At 68.5% G+C, this 17,841-nt stretch carries 14 protein-coding genes and 2 tRNA genes; 3 read left to right on the top strand and 13 right to left on the bottom strand.

Translation table 11 applies throughout. The features are described from left to right. The first annotated feature begins 121 nt into the window (after nt 1-121). The gene (pknB, locus tag C1N91_RS00080; RefSeq protein ID WP_302641387.1) at nt 122-1,939 is read left to right on the top strand and encodes a Stk1 family PASTA domain-containing Ser/Thr kinase; all 1,818 of its coding nucleotides are present in this window, start codon (nt 122-124) and stop codon (nt 1,937-1,939) included. 381 nt (nt 1,940-2,320) lie between these two features. On the opposite strand, the gene C1N91_RS00075 is transcribed toward pknB, so the two are convergent. Then, nucleotides 2,321-2,965, bottom strand: coding sequence for an anthranilate synthase component II (locus C1N91_RS00075; RefSeq protein ID WP_137766072.1), 645 nt, complete (start codon nt 2,963-2,965; stop codon nt 2,321-2,323). An 82-nt stretch (nt 2,966-3,047) separates the two neighbouring features. Here C1N91_RS00075 and C1N91_RS00070 point away from each other — a divergent pair, with 82 nt between their 5' ends. After that, nucleotides 3,048-3,302, top strand: coding sequence for a cell division protein CrgA (locus C1N91_RS00070; protein ID WP_022907010.1), 255 nt, complete (start codon nt 3,048-3,050; stop codon nt 3,300-3,302). A 358-nt stretch (nt 3,303-3,660) separates the two neighbouring features. Here C1N91_RS00070 and C1N91_RS00065 read toward each other — a convergent pair whose 3' ends face one another. Then, the gene (locus tag C1N91_RS00065) at nt 3,661-4,527 is read right to left on the bottom strand and encodes a rhomboid family intramembrane serine protease (RefSeq protein WP_137766071.1); all 867 of its coding nucleotides are present in this window, start codon (nt 4,525-4,527) and stop codon (nt 3,661-3,663) included. A gap of 5 nt (nt 4,528-4,532) precedes the next feature. Continuing rightward, a complete protein-coding gene (locus tag C1N91_RS00060; RefSeq protein ID WP_137766070.1) occupies nt 4,533-5,072 on the bottom strand; it encodes a peptidylprolyl isomerase in 540 nt (179 codons plus the stop codon). Nucleotides 5,073-5,188: 116 nt separating this feature from the next. Between C1N91_RS00060 and C1N91_RS00055 the strand changes: the two genes are divergently transcribed. Beyond that, on the top strand, nt 5,189-5,764 hold the full coding sequence (locus tag C1N91_RS00055; protein WP_137766069.1) for a hypothetical protein: 576 nt from the start codon (nt 5,189-5,191) through the stop codon (nt 5,762-5,764). Nucleotides 5,765-6,307: 543 nt separating this feature from the next. Here C1N91_RS00055 and C1N91_RS00050 read toward each other — a convergent pair. The 10 genes from C1N91_RS00050 to dnaA form a co-directional block, all read right to left on the bottom strand. Next, a tRNA-Ala gene (locus tag C1N91_RS00050) sits at nt 6,308-6,380 on the bottom strand. A 32-nt stretch (nt 6,381-6,412) separates the two neighbouring features. Beyond that, nucleotides 6,413-6,489, bottom strand: a tRNA-Ile gene (locus C1N91_RS00045). A 76-nt stretch (nt 6,490-6,565) separates the two neighbouring features. After that, nucleotides 6,566-6,973 carry a DUF3566 domain-containing protein gene (locus C1N91_RS00040; RefSeq protein ID WP_058728332.1) on the bottom strand — a complete coding sequence of 136 codons (408 nt, stop codon included), beginning with the start codon at nt 6,971-6,973 and terminating at the stop codon, nt 6,566-6,568. Further along, nucleotides 6,966-9,644 carry a DNA gyrase subunit A gene (gene gyrA, locus C1N91_RS00035; RefSeq protein ID WP_254678287.1) on the bottom strand — a complete coding sequence of 893 codons (2,679 nt, stop codon included), beginning with the start codon at nt 9,642-9,644 and terminating at the stop codon, nt 6,966-6,968. Before gyrA ends, C1N91_RS00040 begins: the two co-directional genes overlap by 8 nt. A gap of 131 nt (nt 9,645-9,775) precedes the next feature. Then, nucleotides 9,776-11,785 (bottom strand): DNA topoisomerase (ATP-hydrolyzing) subunit B, encoded by a 2,010-nt coding sequence (gene gyrB, locus C1N91_RS00030; protein WP_175415831.1) that lies wholly within the window; start codon nt 11,783-11,785, stop codon nt 9,776-9,778. Nucleotides 11,786-11,918: 133 nt separating this feature from the next. Next, nucleotides 11,919-12,419 (bottom strand): DUF721 domain-containing protein, encoded by a 501-nt coding sequence (locus C1N91_RS00025; RefSeq protein ID WP_058748787.1) that lies wholly within the window; start codon nt 12,417-12,419, stop codon nt 11,919-11,921. Further along, the gene (gene recF, locus C1N91_RS00020) at nt 12,419-13,690 is read right to left on the bottom strand and encodes a DNA replication/repair protein RecF (RefSeq protein ID WP_254678286.1); all 1,272 of its coding nucleotides are present in this window, start codon (nt 13,688-13,690) and stop codon (nt 12,419-12,421) included. The genes C1N91_RS00025 and recF overlap by 1 nt, the downstream gene beginning before the upstream one ends. Before the next feature lie 33 nt (nt 13,691-13,723). Next, complete coding sequence (gene gnd, locus C1N91_RS00015; protein WP_058728335.1) at nt 13,724-14,611, bottom strand: phosphogluconate dehydrogenase (NAD(+)-dependent, decarboxylating); 888 nt, start codon at nt 14,609-14,611, stop codon at nt 13,724-13,726. Between the two features lie 69 nt (nt 14,612-14,680). Then, entirely contained in the window at nt 14,681-15,826 is a 1,146-nt protein-coding gene (gene dnaN, locus C1N91_RS00010; protein ID WP_058728336.1) for a DNA polymerase III subunit beta, read from the bottom strand. 548 nt (nt 15,827-16,374) lie between these two features. Next, a complete protein-coding gene (gene dnaA, locus C1N91_RS00005) occupies nt 16,375-17,841 on the bottom strand; it encodes a chromosomal replication initiator protein DnaA (protein ID WP_058728337.1) in 1,467 nt (488 codons plus the stop codon).

The raw sequence follows: 17,841 nt of genomic DNA, 5'->3' as shown, positions 1-17,841 counted from the left end.
TCGCCACCCGAACGGGGGCTGTCGACACCGTTGTGTAACGGTTCGTCGGCAGCCCCCGTCGTCAGCGTTCGGGCAGGAACCCCTGCCGTACACTTGCCCGGACGGACATTCGGAGGAGTACGTGCCAGAAGGTGTGACCGCGGGGATCACGCTCCTCGCCAACCGCTACGAGATCGGTGAAGCCATCGGTCGCGGGGGCATGGCGACGGTGCACGTGGGGACCGACACGCGACTCGGTCGCAAGGTCGCGGTGAAGCTCCTCAAGCCGAGCCTCGCGACGGACCCGACGTTCCGGATCCGCTTCCGGCAGGAGGCCCAGGCCGCCGCCCGCATGGCGCACCCGACGATCGTGCGTGTCTACGACGCGGGCGAGGAGACGGTCACCGAAGCCTCCGGCGCCCAGGTCCAGGTGCCCTACATCGTCATGGAGCACGTCGACGGTCGTGCCCTGTCCGACGTGCTCGACGACGGCCCGCTCGACCCGGCAGAGGCCGTCCGCATCACCGAGGGGATCCTCACCGCCCTCGAGTACTCGCACCGCGCCGGCGTGGTGCACCGCGACATCAAGCCCGCGAACGTCATGGTCACGCACGGCGGCCAGGTGAAGGTCATGGACTTCGGCATCGCCCGGGCCATCACGGACACGTCCGCCACCGTCGCGCAGACGACGTCGATCCTCGGTACCGCGTCGTACTTCTCCCCGGAGCAGGCCCGCGGTGAGACCGTCGACGCGCGGACGGACCTGTACTCCACGGGCGTGCTGCTGTTCGAGCTCCTGACCGGCCGTCCGCCCTTCGTCGGCGACTCGCCGGTCGCCGTGGCCTACCAGCACGTCAGCGAGCAGCCGGCCGCGCCGTCGACCCTCGCCCCCGAGGTGTCCCCGGCGCTCGACGCCGTGACGCTGCACGCCCTGGTCAAGGACCGCACGCGCCGCTTCCAGACCGCCGCGGAGTTCCGGACGGACCTGCAGCAGGCCGCCGCGGGCAAGGTCCCCGTGTCCACGCGGAGGCTGCAGCAGGACGCCGCGCACGATGCGTCGACGATGCTCTTCGGCGTCAACCCCCGCACGACCTCGAACCCGGCGGTCGCGTTCCGCGAGCTCGACGACGACGCTGCCGACCACCGCCCCCAGCGCACCCAGAACCGCCCGCCGGTCGCGTGGATCTGGCTCGGCATCATCCTGACCGCCGCCGTGATCGCGGGCGTGGTGTTCTTCGTCGCGAACCTGCAGCCGGGCAAGGCGCCGGTGTCCTCGTCTGTGTCCGTACCGAACGTCGTCGGTGCCACGTGGGACTCGGCGCGCACCGAACTCGAGAAACGCGAGCTCAGTGCCGTCGAGGTCGGTGAGAACTCCGACGACGTGGCGAAGGACACGGTCATCCGGACCGAACCGGGATCCGGTACGAACGTCGCGCGGAAGCAGAGCATCAGGGTCGTCGTGTCCCTCGGGCCGGAGCAGGTCGCCGTGCCGGACGTCGCGAACCAGACGCAGGACGCCGCCGAACAGGCCCTGAAGGCAGCTGGCTTCGCGGTGGGCGCGATCAACAGCGGCTACTCGAACGACGTTCCCGAGGGCACGGTGATCAGCACCGACCCCGGCAGCGCGACGCAGTTGACGAAGGGCTCCGTCGTCAACCTGACGGTCTCGAACGGCAAGGTGCAGCTGCCGGACGTCACGCAGCAGCCGATCAGCGCTGCCAACGAGACGCTGGCGAACCTCGGGCTCAACGTGGTTGCGTCGCCGACGTACACGTGCACCGGCAGCATCGTGGTGCAGCAGAGCGCGCCCAAGGGCGACATCGCGCAGGGCAGCACGATCACGCTGACCTACTGCGCGGCCTCGGCCCAGCGGCCGTCGCAGGCGCCGTCCGCGCCGGCGGCCCCGGCCCAGGGTGGCGGCGGCACCGGGAGCGTCGGGAACGGGGACGGCGGGCAGTAGTCCGCTCCACCGCGTCGACTGCATCGCGTCTCCGTCCGCTGGCCTGTCTCCGCCCACCGGCCTGTCTCCGCCCACCGGCCTGTCTCCGTCCGTCGGCCTGGAGGCACGCGGCGCGATCCGTCCCGTCGGTCACCTCGAGGGTCGAGACGTTCCGAGCGCCGGGCAGCTCCCCGGGACTGGCCAGCTCAACGACGGGCGAGCTCAGGGACGGGCGAGTTCGGGGACGGGCCGCACCCCGGACGCGGGCGGCGTCCGCCAGACCGCGCTGGCATCAGGGCCCGCCCGCACGCGGGCAGCGTCCGTCAGACCGCGCCGGCGGCAGGGTGCCGGTCAGCGCCGGCCGGCTTCCGGAACGGAGCGGTACACGCCCGTCCGGAGCCGTCAGGACCGGTGTTCGGCAATCAGCGGGTTGAGCGCCGCCGCCCGCTCGGCAGCGCCGGCCAGACCGGTGGTCTCGAGCCAGTTGCCGACCATCCGGTACCCGCCCTCGGTCAGGACCGATTCGGGGTGGAACTGCACACCGTAGACGGGGTGGTCGCGGTGCTCGACGCCCATGATCACGCCGCCGCCCGTCCTCGCCGTCACGGTCAGCTCGTCCGGCACCGTACCGTCGACGATCGCGAGGGAGTGGTACCGCGTGGCCGTGAACGGGTGCGGGACGCCGGTGAAGAGCACACTGTCGTCGTGGTCGACCTGCGACGTCTTGCCGTGCATGAGCTCTTCGGCGTGGGTCACCGTCGCACCGAGCGCCTCGGCGATGGCCTGGTGTCCGAGGCAGACCCCGAGCAGCGGGGTCTCGGCGTCGATCGCGGCCCTGACCGTGGGGATCGAGACGCCCGCATCGGCCGGCGTGCCTGGGCCCGGCGACAGCAGGACACCGTCGTAGTCGGCGATGCGGTCGGCGATCTCGGCCTCGGGGAACGCGTCGTTGCGCACGACGTCGGTGTCCGCTCCGAGCTGCTGGAGGTAACCGTTGAGCGTGTAGACGAAGCTGTCGTAGTTGTCGACGACGAGGATCTTGGTCATGGTCGGATCACCGTACTCGTGGGGGATGTGCGCGGGCTGCTGAGGGTCTTCCCACAGACGTGGTCACGGTAGGATACCGGCCATGGCCAAGGACAAGGACCGCACCAAGCCCGCCCGGAGGACCCGAGCCGACTCGGTCGACACGGCGGGCGACCAGCCCAATCCCGTGTGGTTCAAGCCGGTCATGTTCGGCTTCATGCTCATCGGGCTTGCCTGGGTGATCGTCTTCTACATCTCGAACACGACCCTGCCCGTGCCCTCGCTCGGCTCGTGGAACATCCTGATCGGCTTCGGGATCATGTTCATCGGCTTCCTCATGACCACCCGGTGGCGGTAGCCGCCACCGCGCGTTCCGACGCCCGTCGTACCAGCAGGTACGGCGGGCGTCGTCGTTCGCCCGGGCAGATCGCTCCGCGACGCTCTCCACAAGCTCGGTGCGGGCAGCCGTCGCTCTTCCACAACTGGAGGCCGATTCTCCACAGTTGTCCACACTTTCCACACGGTCATCCACAGCCGCGTCCCGCAGTTGTCCACAGGCCCGTCCACAGTGGGGATAATCACACCCGTGTAACTCACCGAGTTGTCCCCAGTTGTGGAGAACTCCCGCATCCGCTGTGGAGAGCGCCGTCTGATCACGCAGAACGCCCCGTCGCTCCGGGAGGAGTGACGGGGCGTTCGTGTGGTCGGAGCGCGGATCAGCCGATCGCGTAGCCCCCGATGCTGATGTACGCAGCACCGATACCGGCCACGAGCAGTACGGCCTCGGCGACCAGCAGACCGATCTGCAGCCCGCGCTGCCGCACGTTCCGGGTCTTCGAGAAGACGAAGCCGGTGACGAACCCCAGGACGATGCCGCCGACGTGGGCCTGCCACGAGATGTTCGTACCGGGCAGGAACCCCACGACCAGGTTGAGTCCCATGATCACGAGCAGCTGCACGGCGTTGTAGCCGAGGCTGCGCTGGATCACGAAGAACGCCGCGAACAGGCCGAAGATCGCTCCGGAGGCGCCGACGACCGGAGTTCCGGGCGTCAACAGGGAGACCGCGAGGTCCCCGCCGAGGCCAGCGAGGAAGTACAGCGCCAGGAACCGCCACGTACCGAGCAGGTTCTCGAGGATCCGCCCGAAGATGAACACCGCGAGCATGTTGAAGCCGATGTGGAAGATCGACGAGTGCACGAAGAGGCCGGTGACGAGGCGCCACGGCTGCGTCCCGACCAGCGGCGTCCAGTAGCTCAGCCACTGGTTGACGACGCCGCCGGAGAGCAGGTTCAGCAGCCAGACGACGACCGACACAGCGATGATCACCGTGGTCGCCTTCTGGTCCATCATCGCGAACCGACGCCGTGCGACCGTCAGGCCGCCCGGCGCCCCCGAGGCACGACGGTTCGCCTGGAACTGCGCGCGCTGCTCACGCACGCACTCCGGGCAGTGCACGCCGACGGCCGCCGGCGTCTGGCACTCGGTACAGATCGTCCGCCCGCACCGCTGGCACAGGATGAAGCTCTGCCGGTCCGGGTGCCGGTAGCAGTAGTTGTCCCGCCCCGGGGCCTGGTCGGTCACCGGGTTCAGACGTCCTCGACGTCGATGCTCTCGATGACGACGTCCTCGAGCGGCTTGTCACGGCCGTCCGTGGGCACGCCCTCGATCGCGTCGACCACGGCGCGCGACTCGTCGTCCGCGACCTCGCCGAAGATGGTGTGCTTGCCCTGGAGCCAGGGGGTGGCCACCGTCGTGATGAAGAACTGCGAGCCGTTGGTGCCACGACCGCCCTGGATGCCGGCATTCGCCATCGCGAAGATGTACGGCTTCTGGAAGGTGAGCTCCGGGTGGATCTCGTCGTCGAATCGGTAACCCGGGCCGCCGATGCCCTGACCGAGGGGGTCGCCGCCCTGGATCATGAAGTCCTTGATGATGCGGTGGAAGACGACACCGTCGTAGAGCTTGTCGGTCGAGACCTTGCCCGTACCGGGGTGCGTCCACTCCTGCTTGCCGGTCGCGAGGTCGACGAAGTTCTTGACGGTCTTCGGAGCGTGGTTGCCGAACAGGTTGACGCGGATGTCGCCCTTGTTCGTGTGGATCGTTGCGACAGCGGTGTGCAGAGACATGTTCCGATTCTCGCATGTACTCCTGACGGTGAGACGGATCACACAGCCGACGATCCGTGACCTGTCAGGGTGCTCGGTGGCAGGATGGGGTCACGCCGATCCGATGGAGGTACCAGATGACGACGATCGAGATCCCGCGCAAGCGTCGGAAGCAGATCAAGAAGCTCAAGGGCAAGACCGCCTCGCTCCTCGGCGAGCAGCGCAAGGTCCTCGAGCACGCCAACGCGATCCTCGCCGAGGCCCGCTCGCACGCTGCCGACGCAGCCCGCAAGGACATCGCCCCGCGCGTGCAGAACGCGATCGACAACGGGATCCGTCCCGCCGTCGCGACGGGCGTGCACGCAGCGACCTCGGCCGCCCACAGCGCGTCGCACCGCTTCCAGACCGAGGTCGTCCCCGGTCTGGTCGCGACCGCCGGTTCGGTCATGAGCGTGAAGGACCTCGCGAAGGACCCGCGCGTCAAGAAGATCGTGAAGGACGCCCGGAAGAAGGGCAAGAAGGCGAAGAAGGCCGCCGCCAAGTACACGCCGGGCCACCAGAAGAAGGGCCTGGGCTTCGGTGGGGTCGCCCTCATCGTCGTGGGTGTGGTCGCCGTCGCCGGTGCCGCCTACGCCGCGTACCAGACGCTCCGCGCCGACGACGACCTGTGGGTCGCCGACGACGCCGACACGGCGAGCAAGCCCGCCGCCTGACCTCCCGGTTCGTACGAAGGGCCCCGGCACACCGCCGGGGCCCTTCGTCGTCCCCGCTGTCGCTCGGCATCTGGTCCGAGCGAGGCACATCCGTCACGCTCGACGCTGTCGAGCGACGAGAAGCACCCGTCCGGTGACACACGCGCGGCATGTCCTGCCCGCTCGCAACGGCAGCAGCCTCGACCGACGGAGCGAGCTGTCACCGTCCGTGGCCGTCCCGGTCGCACAACACTCCGCGCGCGACCACCCCGGTCGCACGACATGCCGCCGGATCACTCACCGAACGGCACGTCCTGCGACCGGAACAGCCGCGCGGCGAAGGCGACCACCGAGGAAAGGGGACGCCCGCGGCGGGGGCGACCATCGCGGAGCGGCGCGCCGAAAGCGCAGACGAGCACGACGACCCAACCGGGCGGAGCGAGGAAAGGGGACGCCCGTGGCGGGGGCGACCATCGCGGAGCGGCGCGCCGAAGGCGCAGACGAGCACGACGACCGAACCGGGCGAGGCGAGGAACGAGCGGAGCAGAGTCCACCCAGAGGGAGTGGAGCCTGGGAGAATCGAACTCCCGACATCCTGCTTGCAAAGCAGGCGCTCTACCAACTGAGCTAAGGCCCCGTGAGGACCAGCGTACCGGCCCCGGAGGGAAGTGGTGGGGCTACAAGGACTTGAACCTTGGACCTCTTCGTTATCAGCGAAGCGCTCTAACCGCCTGAGCTATAGCCCCTCAGACCAGATGAAAGCCTACCGTACCGATCTCGCAGAACGAAATCGAGGGGCGACTGCCGTCCGGCCCGGGTGTGTCAGTTGTTCGTGAAGCCCACGAGCAGACCGCCCGTGATCCGCACACTGAGGTTGTAGAGGACGCTCACGATCGCGCCGAGCACGGTGCCGACGACCACGTTGAGGATGCCCACCACGACGGAGAACCCGAGGACCTGTCCCAGCGAGAACTGGTCCATGATCGAGTAGCTGTTCTGCCCGGTGACGTCCTTGAGCAGGGCGTCGATCTGGGTGAAGACGCCGGTCTGGTTCAGGATGATCCAGACGAGCGCGGTCGCGACGATGATCACGATCGAGCCGGCGAGGGCGATGAGGAAGCTCAGCTTCACCATCGACCAGAAGTCGAGGTACACCAGACGCAGGCGGACCTGCCGGGTACCGGTGGGACGTTTCGCCTTCTTCTGGAGCTTCTCGGCGACACTACTCATTGTTCGACTGGTCCTCTCCGGCCTCGTCCTCGACAGGCTCGGGGTTGGTGGGCGCGTTGTCGGCGGGATCAGCGGGTTCCGGCGCAGCTTCCGCAGGGCTCACCGTCTCCACCGGGCCCGCAGGCTCGATCTCGGGGTCGGCGTCGTCCTGGTCGTCCAGGTTCCGCTCGCTGTTCCGGGCCACCGCGATGATCCGGTCGTTCTCCGCGAACCTCGCGAAGACCACACCCATCGTGTCGCGACCCTTGGCGGGCACCTCGGACACGGCAGACCTTACCACCTTGCCCGACTGCAGCACGACGAGCACCTCGTCGTCCTCACCCACGATGAGCGCACCCACCAGGTCACCCCGGTCGGCGGCGAGCTTGGCCACCTTGATGCCCAGACCACCGCGGCCCTGCACCCGGTACTGGTCGACCGAGGTGCGCTTGGCGTAGCCGCCCTCGGTCATCACCCACACGTAGCCGTCGTCCGAGACGACCCGGGCCGCGAGCAGGGCGTCGTCGTCACGGAAGGACATGCCCTTCACGCCGGAGGTCGACCGACCCATGGGGCGCAGGGTGTCGTTCGTCGCGGTGAAGCGGAGCGACATGCCGTGCTTCGACACGAGGAGCAGGTCGTCGGTCTCGTCGACGAGCAGCGCCTGGACGAGCTTGTCGCCCTCGCGCAGGTTGATCGCGATGATGCCGCCGGTGCGGTTCGTGTCGTACTCGGTCAGCGCGGTCTTCTTGACGAGGCCCTGCTCGGTCGCGAGCACGAGGTACTGCGCGGCCTCGTAGTCGCGGATGTCGAGCACCTGCTGGATCTGCTCGTCCGGCTGCATGGCGAGCAGGTTGGCGACGTGCTGGCCCTTGGCGTCGCGGCTCGCCTCCTGCAGCTCGTACGCCTTGGCCCGGTACACGCGACCCTGGTCGGTGAGGAAGAGCAGCCAGTGGTGGGTCGTCGTGACGAAGAAGTGCTCGACGATGTCGTCCGCACGGAGCTGGGCGCCCTTCACGCCACGTCCACCGCGGTGCTGCGACCGGTAGTTGTCGCTCCGCGTGCGCTTGACGTACCCGCCGCGGGTGATGGTGACGACCATCTCCTCTTCGGGGATGAGGTCCTCGATCGACATGTCGCCGTCGTAGCCGAGCATGACCTCGGTGCGGCGGTCGTCGCCGAAGCGCTCGACGATCTCGGTGAGCTCGTCGCCGATGATCGTGCGCTGACGCGTCTCCGACGCCAGGATGTCCTGGAAGTCGGCGATCTTGCGCTCGAGCTCCTCGGCCTCGTCGTGGATCTTCTGGCGCTCGAGGGCGGCCAGGCGCCGGAGCTGCAGCTCGAGGATCGCGCGTGCCTGGATCTCGTCGACGGACAGCAGGTCCATCAGACCGGTGCGCGCCTCTTCGACGTCGGGCGAGCGGCGGATGAGGGCGATGACCTCGTCGAGTGCGTCGAGTGCAGCCAGGTAGCCGCGCAGGATGTGCGCGCGCTTCTCCGCCTCGCGCAGGCGGAACCGGGTCCGGCGGACGATGACGTCGACCTGGTGGTCGACCCAGGCGGAGATGAACCCGTCGAGCGCCAGGGTGCGGGGCACCCCGTCGACGATCGCGAGCATGTTCGCGCCGAAGTTCTCCTGCAGCTGCGTGTGCTTGTACAGGTTGTTGAGCACGACCTTCGCCACGGCGTCGCGCTTGAGCACGATGACCAGGCGCTGACCGGTCCGGCCGGAGGTCTCGTCGCGGATATCGGCGATGCCGGCGAGCTTGCCGTCCTTCACGCCCTCGGCGATGCGGATCGCCAGGTTGTCCGGGTTGACCTGGTACGGCAACTCGGTGACGACCAGGCACGTGCGGCCCTGGATCTCCTCGACGTTCACGACCGCGCGCATCGTGATCGAGCCACGACCCGTGCGGTAGGCGTCCTGTATGCCCTTGGTGCCGAGGATCTGCGCACCGGTCGGGAAGTCCGGGCCCTTGATCCGCTGCATCAGCGCCGCGAGGAGCTCCTCGCGCGTCGCGTCGGGGTGCTCGAGCGCCCACTTCGCACCCTCGGCGACCTCGCGCAGGTTGTGCGGCGGGATGTTCGTCGCCATGCCGACCGCGATGCCGACCGAGCCGTTGACGAGCAGGTTCGGGAAGCGCGCGGGCAGGATCGACGGCTCCTGGGTGCGACCGTCGTAGTTGTCCTGGAAGTCGACGGTGTCCTCGTCGATGTCCCGGACCATCTCCAAGGCGAGCGGCGCCATCTTGGTCTCGGTGTACCGCGGGGCGGCCGCGCCGTCGTTGCCGGGCGACCCGAAGTTGCCCTGACCGAGGGCCAGCGGGTAGCGGAGCGACCACGGCTGCACCAGGCGGACGAGCGTGTCGTAGATCGCCGTGTCACCGTGCGGATGGAACTGGCCCATGACGTCGCCGACGACGCGCGAGCACTTCGAGAACGCCCGGTCCGGCCGGTAGCCGCCGTCGAACATCGCGTAGATGACGCGACGGTGCACCGGCTTCAGCCCGTCGCGGACCTCCGGCAGCGCGCGTCCGACGATGACGGACATCGCGTAGTCGAGGTACGAGCGCTGCATCTCGAGCTGCAGGTCGACCTGCGAGATGCGGTCGCCGGAGACCACGATGTCGCCTACCTCGCCGTGCACGATCTCCGGCTGCTCGTCGGCGCCGTTCTCGTTGTCGTCAGCCATGTGGCTTGGTCACCTTTCTGGTGGCCCTCCGGTCGTCGGCCGGGAGGCACTGGTTCCGTCGGCCGCGCCGGGCGCGACCACAGGGGGTCGGGACTGGTCGACGCGGCTGGCACCGCGCCTCCAGGCCGGGACTAGATGTCGAGGAAGCGGACGTCCTTGGCGTTCTGCTGGATGAACTGGCGACGCGACTCGACGTCCTCGCCCATCAGCGTCGCGAAGACGCTGTCGACCGCGGCGGCGTCCTCGAGCGTGACCTGCAGGAGCGTGCGGGTGTCCGGGTTCATCGTGGTGTCCCAGAGCTCCTTGTAGTCCATCTCGCCGAGACCCTTGTAGCGCTGGATCCCGTTGTCCTTCGGGATGCGCTTGCCGGCGGCGAGACCCGCCTGCAGGAGGGCATCGCGCTCACGGTCGCTGAAGACGTACTCGTCGGCGGCGTTCGACCACTTCAGGCGGTACAGCGGCGGCTGCGCGAGGTACACGTAGCCGCGCTCGATGAGCGGGCGCATGTAACGGAACAGCAGCGTGAGCAGCAGGGTCGTGATGTGCTGGCCGTCGACGTCGGCATCGGCCATCAGCACGATCTTGTGGTACCGGGCCTTGTCCGGGTCGAAGTCCTCGCCGATGCCGGCGCCGAACGCCGTGATCATCGACTGGATCTCCTGGTTCGCCAGCGCGCGGTCGAGGCGCGCCTTCTCGACGTTCAGGATCTTGCCGCGCAGCGGCAGGATGGCCTGGGTCATCGGGTTGCGACCCTGGACGGCGGAACCGCCGGCGGAGTCACCCTCGACCATGAAGATCTCCGACAGCGTCGGGTCCTTCGACTGGCAGTCCTTGAGCTTGCCGGGCATGCCGCCCGACTCGAGCAGGCCCTTGCGGCGCGTGGTCTCACGGGCCTTCCGGGCGGCGAGGCGGGCCTGGGAGGCCTGGATCGCCTTGCGCACGACGTCGCGCGCCTGCGCCGGGTTGCTCTCGAACCAGTGGGTGAGCTCGGTGCCGACGACGCGCTGGACGAACGACTTCGCCTCGGTGTTGCCGAGCTTCGTCTTCGTCTGGCCCTCGAACTGCGGCTCGCCGAGCTTCACGGAGATGACGGCCGTCAGCCCTTCGCGGATGTCGTCACCCAAGAGGTTGTCGTCCTTCTCCTTGATGATCTTCGTCTCGCGGGCGTACCGGTTGACCAGGCTCGTCAGGGCGGCGCGGAAGCCCTCCTCGTGGGTCCCGCCCTCGTGCGTGTTGATCGTGTTCGCGAAGGTGTGGACGCTCTCCTGGTACGAGGTGTTCCACTGCATGGCGATCTCGAGCGCGATCTTCCGCTCGGTGTCCTCGGCCTCGATCGCGATGACGTCCGGGTGGACCAGGTCCGCCTTCTTCTGGGCGTTGAGGTACTCGACGTAGTCGGGCAGCCCGCGCTCGTAGCGGAAGGAGTCCTTCCGCGACTCCTCGCCCTCGTCCGGGGTGCGCTCGTCGGTGAGCGTGATCCGCAGGCCCTTGTTGAGGAAGGCCATCTGCTGGAAGCGCGTGCGCAGCGTCTCGTAGTCGAACTCGACGGTCTCGAAGATGTCGGCGTTCGGCCAGAAGGTGATCGTGGTGCCGGTGGTGTCGGTCGCCTCGTCCTGGGAGACGGGGGCGACCGGGACCCCGTCGGTGTAGCTCTGGCGCCAGACGTGGCCCTGGCGACGGACCTCGACGTCGAGCTCGGAGCTCAGGGCGTTCACGACGGAGGAGCCGACGCCGTGCAGACCGCCGGAGACCGCGTACCCACCGCCGCCGAACTTGCCGCCCGCGTGCAGGACGGTCAGCACGACCTGGAGCGTCGAGACGCCCTCGGCCGCGTGGGTGTCCACCGGGATGCCACGGCCGTTGTCGACGACCCGGACGCCGCCGTCCTCGCGGATGGTGACGTCGATGTGGTCGCAGTAGCCGGCCAGGGCCTCGTCCACGGAGTTGTCGACGATCTCCTGCACCAGGTGGTGGAGCCCGCGCGGACCCGTCGAACCGATGTACATGCCGGGGCGCTTGCGGACGGCCTCGAGCCCCTCGAGCACCTGGATCTGATCTGCGCCGTACGATGGTTCCGCCTGCGGAGCCTGTTCGGTCTCGCCCTGCGGGATCGTCCGGTCGTCGTCAGATTCTGCTGCCATGTCGAAGGTGCTCCTGCCTGCGCGCGGAACACCCGCACACTGCACTCCCCAGTCTACCGCAGGGACCCCCGTCCCGAGGGCTTGTCCGGCCTCCAGACGGGCTTTTTTCGTCCCCGAGGACGATTTCGTCTGGCTAGCCGTAGGTGTCGCGAGGGCCGCGCCCCTGGACGGTCCTGGGACCGCGTTTCCACGTGGGGGCGTCCGGCCCGGAAACCCTGATCGACTGCACGCCCGCTCCGGGGTGCCGCTCGGCGATCGTCGTGGTGACGGTCGCGCGCATCAGCCGGAGCTGCGTCGCCCAGGCCGTCGAGTCGCAGCGGATCACGAGCGTGCCGTCGTCGATGGTCATCGGGCGGGAGTGCTTCGCGAGCTCGTCACCGACCACCGCCGGCCAGTCCACGAAGAGCTCCGAGCGTGCGAGGGGTTCCGACCAGCCGAGCTCCTGCGCGAGGGCACCGACCACGTCGCCGAGCCCACGGGGTTCACGACCCTTGCCGTAGGGGACGGTGTCGGCGTCGAGTTCGCGGGACCGGCGGCGTCGGGCGTCGACGGTGCGGAGGGACGGGTCGCCGAACACGGCCCGCAGGTGGCGGTACACCCGCGCGGGCTCGGACGGCTTCCAGGGCTTCGGCATCAGGCGGCGTCCGGGTCGGCTGCAGGCGCCGGGCGGGATCCGGGCGCCAGCTCGGGCGCCGGCTCGGGCTCGGGCGCCGGCTCGGGCACGGACTCCGACTCGGACTCGTCGTCCACGATCGTGCCCGCCTCGATCCGGACGGTGTGCGCCGCGAGCTGCTCCGGCACGTCGCCGAACACCGCGGCGGTGATGAGGACCTGCTCGTAGTCGGCCACCGCGCCGGCGAGCCGCTCACGTCGTGACTCGTCGAGCTCGGCGAAGACGTCGTCGAGGATGATGATCGGGTCCCCGAGCGTGGACTCGGCGCGGAGCACCGCGGCTCCTGCGAGCTTGATCGCGAGCGCGAACGACCACGACTCGCCGTGACTCGCGTAGCCACGAGCCGGTAACCCGTTCAGCTGGAAGAGCACGTCGTCACGGTGCGGCCCGACGAGGGTCAGCCCACGGTCGAGTTCGTCCCGACGGCGGCGCTCGAGCGCGCCACGGAAGGCGTCGGCCGCAGCGGCGACGGTCACGGGTCCGTCCGGCGTCCCGAGCACCGGGTCGGTCGCCGCAGCGTCCTCCGGGTCCCCGCCCCGGACGCTGAGCACACCCGAGATCGTGGCCTCGTGCCGCTCACCGGCGACCGTGGCGTAGGCCTCGGTGACGAACGGCGCGAGCCGCCGGGTCAGGTGGTCGCGAGCCGCGATGATCTCCGCGCCGAACGCGACGAGCCGGTCGTCCCAGACGTCGAGCGTGGCGAGCGATCCCGACCGTGCACCGGTCGCGCGAGCCGACTTGAGCAGGGTGTTCCGCTGCTTCAGGGTCCGGTCGTAGTCGGCGAGCACGCCCTGCATGCGCGGGGCGATCTGTCCGAGGAGCTCGTCGAGCATCCGTCGACGACCCGACGGTTCGCCGCGGACGAGTGCCAGGTCCTCGGGGGCGAAGAGCACGCTCGTGCAGTACCGAGGCAGCTCGCGGGGCTTGATCGCCGCGCGGTTCACCTGCGCACGGTTGGACCCGGTGCGGTTGATCTGCACCTCGGCCAGGATGCTGCGGTCCTCGTGTGCCAGACGGGCACGGACGATCGCCGCGTCGCAGCCCTGCCGGACGAGGGCCGCGTCGGTCGGCACCCGGTGCGAGCCGAGGGTGGAGAGGTACCCGATCGCCTCGACCAGGTTGGTCTTGCCCTGGCCGTTCCGCCCGACGAAGAGGTTCGGCCCGCGTGCGAGGTCGACGTCCGCCTCCCGGTAGTTCCGGAAGTCGGTGAGTTGCAGGTGGTCGACGTGCACGCGGGCCGGGACGATCTCAGGTGGTGACCTGGACTACGCCTTCTTGACGGCGTGGCCGCCGAACTGGTTGCGCAGGGCGGCGACGGCCTTCATCGTCGGGGACGCGCTGCCCTGACGCGAGACGAAGCGCGCGAAGATCGACGCGGAGATGGTCGGCATCGGCACGGCGTGCTCGATGGCCTCCTCCACGGTCCAGCGACCCTCGCCGGAGTCCTCGACGTAGCCCTCGATCGCGTCGAGCTTCGGGTCCTCGTTCAGCGCGAGGACCATGAGGTCGAGCAGCCAGGAACGCACGACGGTGCCGCGCTGCCACCCGGCGAAGACCGCGGGGACGTCCTTGATGATGTCCTTGGCCTCGAGGAGCTCGTAACCCTCGCCGTACGCCTGCATGATCGCGTACTCGATGCCGTTGTGGACCATCTTGGCGTAGTGACCGGCGCCGACGGGGCCGGCGTGCGAGAAGCCCTCCTCGCGCGGGCCCTCGGGGCGGAGCGCGTCGAAGACCGGCATCGCGAACTCGACGTCCTCGGGGGCGCCACCGACCATCAGGCCGTAGCCGTTGTCCTTGCCCCAGACACCACCGGACACACCGGCGTCCATGTAGCGGATGCCCTTGGCACCGAGCTGCTCGGCGTGGACCGTGTCGTCCAGCCACTTCGAGTTGCCGCCGTCGATCACGAGGTCGCCCTCGGACAGGACGCCGGCGAGGTCGGTGATGACGTCGTCGGTGATCTTGCCGTGCGGGACCATGACCCACACGAGCTTCTTGCCCTCGGGCAGTGCGGCGGCGAGTGCGCCGAGGTCGGCGACGTCGGAGACGGCGGGGTTCGCGTCGTACCCGGTGACCTCGATGCCTGCGTTGCGGAGACGGGCACGCATGTTGTTGCCCATGCGACCGAGGCCGACAAGACCGATGTGCATGATTTCCTCTTCTGTTCGTCGTCGCGCTGGTTGCCAGTGGCGCGTCAGCGCAGTGGTACGGCTGTTGCGCTATCGCAGCAGGAGATTGGGCTGCAGCAGGTACCGGTATCCGTCCGTCGCCGGGGCCTCTTGCGAGGTCTGGCCGGTGATGAGCACCGGGCCCGGCTTGTTGGGGTTCTCCGTCTTGGTGAAGGAGATGCGGACGAACTCGGAGTGCACCGCGTTCAACCCGTCCAGGAGGAAGGCGGGCTTCAGTGAGACCACCGTTTCCTCCCCGGTCAGCAACGCACTGATCGACTCTGACGCCTGCGCTTGTTCGGAACCGATCGCCTCGAGCGTGAGCCCGTCGACCGAGAAGGAGAACCGGAGCGCCGCTTCGCGCTCCAGGACGAGGGAGACCCGTCGGACGGCCTCGACGAGCTCCGCAGTGTTGATCACCGCGTGGTCGTCGACCGTCTCGGGGAAGAGCCGGCGGACCGGCGGGTAGTTGCCCTTGATGAGCAGCGACGTCACGGTCTTGTCGTCGGCGTGGAAGGCGATGAGCTCGCGGTCCGACGAGCCGCTGATCGAGACGGACACGGTCGAGGCCGAGCCGAACGTGCGACCGACCTCCTGCAGGGTGCGCGCCGGGACGAGCGCGTGCAGCGGGTCCGAACCGACACGGCCGGAGTCCCACGCGATCGTCCGGACCGCGACTCGGTAGCGGTCGGTGGCGATGAGCGACAGGTCGTTGTCGCCGACCTCGAGCTGCACGCCGGTGATGACCGGGGTGACGTCGTCGCGGCTCGCGGCGACGGCGACCTGGGACACCGCCTCGGAGAACGCGTCGCCCGGGACGACCCCGGTCTGCTCACCGATCTCCGGCAGGGTCGGGTACTCCTCGACCGGCATCGACAGCAGCGTGAAGTGCGCAGAACCGCAGGTGACCGAGATCTTCGTGTCCTCGGTGGTGAAGGTCACCGGGGCGTTCGGCAGCCGGCTGGAGATGTCGTTGAGCAACCGGCCGGAGACGAGCACCGTGCCCGGTTCGTCGATCTGCGCCGTGATCGAGGTCTGCGCCGAGACCTCGTAGTCGAACGACGACAGCGTGAGGCGGTCGCCCTCTGCGTGGATGAGGACGCCGGACAGGATCGGGAGGGTCGTGCGCTGTGGGAGGAGCTTCACCGCGAAGGAGACGGCTTCGGAGAAGACGTCCCGGTTGACCTCGAACTTCACAGCTGGGACCCCTGTCGATCGGTTGGACTGTCCGGCCGCCCCATTGTGGCACAGCGGAGCAGGGCCCGGATTTCTTGTCATCCCGCCGTCCACAGGGTTGGCCCGCGGAACTTCATCGTTAACCAGGATCAATGGTGTTAACGCCTGTGCACAGTGTGGATAACTCTGTGCATCCCGCTTCTCCACAGGGAACTACACACGTGTGAGTTGTGAGTCGCGTGTTGACGGCGTCTGGATGAACAAATCTCATCTATCCGCTTCCATCCCCAGTCTCCACAGGTGGGGTCAGAACTGTGAACAACAGGACCGCGTGTCATCCACAGTTATCCACAGGCTTTCCACACTGGGGGAAACTCGGCGCATGGAACCGTCTCAGATGGTGGATGCGTGCCGAGGCGGGCCGATCCGCGGGTCGCAGGGCGGGCCGTCCGGCTGACGACGGGACGACGGACGGGAGGCACGGTGCCGTCCCGCACCGTGCCTCCCGTCCGTCAGATGGTCGCGATCTCGTCAGCCGACCGGGTCTGCGTCAGCTGGTCACGTCTGCGTCAGCGGTAGCGGCGGTCCTGCTTGATGCGGCTGGTCAGCTCGGTGACCTGGTTGTAGATCGACCGACGCTCCTTCATCAGCTCGGTGATCTTCTTGTTCGCGTACATGACCGTCGTGTGGTCGCGGTTGCCGAACAACTGCCCGATCTTCGGCAGCGACAGGCTCGTCATCTCGCGGCACAGGTACATGGCGATCTGCCGGGCCGTCGCGATCGCCTGCGACCGTGACGACCCGTAGAGGTCGTCGACGGAGAGCTTGAAGTACTCCGCGGTGTGGTTGATGATGTCCGTCGGCGCGATCACGTTGTCGTCGTCGAGGGTAATCAGGTCCTTCAGGACCGTCTGCACCAGGGCCATGTCCACGGCCGTCCGGTTCAGGCTGGCGAACGCCGTGACGCGGATGAGCGTCCCCTCGAGCTCGCGGATGTTGCTCGACACCTTCGACGCCATGAACTCGAGGATGTCGTCGGGCACCTGCAGGTGGTCGGACTGCGCCTTCTTCCGCAGGATCGCGATGCGCGTCTCGAGGTCCGGCGCCTGCACGTCGGTGATCAGGCCCCACTCGAACCGCGAGCGCATCCGGTCCTCGAAGCCGGTGAGGTGCTTCGGCGCAACGTCCGACGTGATGACGACCTGCTTGTTGTGGTCGTGCAGCGTGTTGAACGTGTGGAAGAAGGCCTCCTGCGTGGAGTCCTTCCCCTGCAGGAACTGGATGTCGTCGATCAGCAGGATGTCGATGTCGCGGTAGCGCTGCTGGAACTGGTTCGACCGGTTGTTGGCGATCGAGTTGATGAAGTCGTTGGTGAACTCCTCGCTCGACACGTAGCGGACGCGGATGCCCGGGTACAGGCTCTCCGCGTAGTGGCCGATCGCGTGCAGCAGGTGCGTCTTGCCGAGGCCCGAGTCGCCGTAGATGAAGAGCGGGTTGTACGCCTTCGCCGGCGCCTCGGCCACGGCGACCGCGGCGGCGTGCGCGAAGCGGTTCGACGAGCCGATGACGAAGTTGTCGAAGTTGTACTTCGGGTTGAGCCGCGATTCCGGGCGACCGCCGGTGCCCGGGGAGTCGATCTGGCTCGGCACGAACGGCGCCTCGATGTACTGCCGCGGTGCTGCGCTCTGCTCCACCGGGGCCTGCACGGGTTCCGCGTACTCGGGGACGTGGCTCGCGACGACGGGGTCGACCCGCGGCTCGGACGCCATGTCGGGGTTGACCGTGATGGCGAAGTTCGCGACCGAGTCGTCACCGACCCGTGAGACGGCCTCGGTGATGGGGACCCGGATCCGCTGCTCGAGCATGCCGCGCGTCAGGTCGTTCGGCACCTCGAGGTAGAGGGTGCCGGCGAGCACGCCCTTCGGCTCGACCAGGTTGAGGAAGCCGTGCAGCTGCGGGGTGATGCGGTCGTCCTCGGAGAGGAGGCCCAGGACGGAGGACCAGAGGTCCTCGACGGGGTCGGCCGGCATCGTCAT

Source organism: Curtobacterium sp. SGAir0471 (genome assembly GCF_005490985.1).
GTDB lineage: Bacteria > Actinomycetota > Actinomycetes > Actinomycetales > Microbacteriaceae > Curtobacterium.
Note: the sequence above shows the minus strand (reverse complement) of the source record. Positions and strands in the feature narration are given on the sequence as shown.

Bases quoted from the DNA above. Each gene is read 5' to 3' on its own strand.
- gyrB (WP_175415831.1), bottom strand. From the start codon at position 11,785: ATGGCAGCAGAATCTGACGACGACCGGACGATCCCGCAGGGCGAGACC.
- gnd (WP_058728335.1), bottom strand. From the start codon at position 14,611: ATGCACATCGGTCTTGTCGGCCTCGGTCGCATGGGCAACAACATGCGT.
- C1N91_RS00040 (WP_058728332.1), bottom strand. From the start codon at position 6,973: ATGAGTAGTGTCGCCGAGAAGCTCCAGAAGAAGGCGAAACGTCCCACC.
- C1N91_RS00075 (WP_137766072.1), bottom strand. From the start codon at position 2,965: ATGACCAAGATCCTCGTCGTCGACAACTACGACAGCTTCGTCTACACG.
- gyrA (WP_254678287.1), bottom strand. From the start codon at position 9,644: ATGGCTGACGACAACGAGAACGGCGCCGACGAGCAGCCGGAGATCGTG.
- C1N91_RS00055 (WP_137766069.1), top strand. From the start codon at position 5,189: ATGACGACGATCGAGATCCCGCGCAAGCGTCGGAAGCAGATCAAGAAG.
- C1N91_RS00025 (WP_058748787.1), bottom strand. From the start codon at position 12,419: ATGCCGAAGCCCTGGAAGCCGTCCGAGCCCGCGCGGGTGTACCGCCAC.
- C1N91_RS00070 (WP_022907010.1), top strand. From the start codon at position 3,048: ATGGCCAAGGACAAGGACCGCACCAAGCCCGCCCGGAGGACCCGAGCC.
- C1N91_RS00060 (WP_137766070.1), bottom strand. From the start codon at position 5,072: ATGTCTCTGCACACCGCTGTCGCAACGATCCACACGAACAAGGGCGAC.
- dnaA (WP_058728337.1), bottom strand. From the start codon at position 17,841: ATGACGATGCCGGCCGACCCCGTCGAGGACCTCTGGTCCTCCGTCCTG.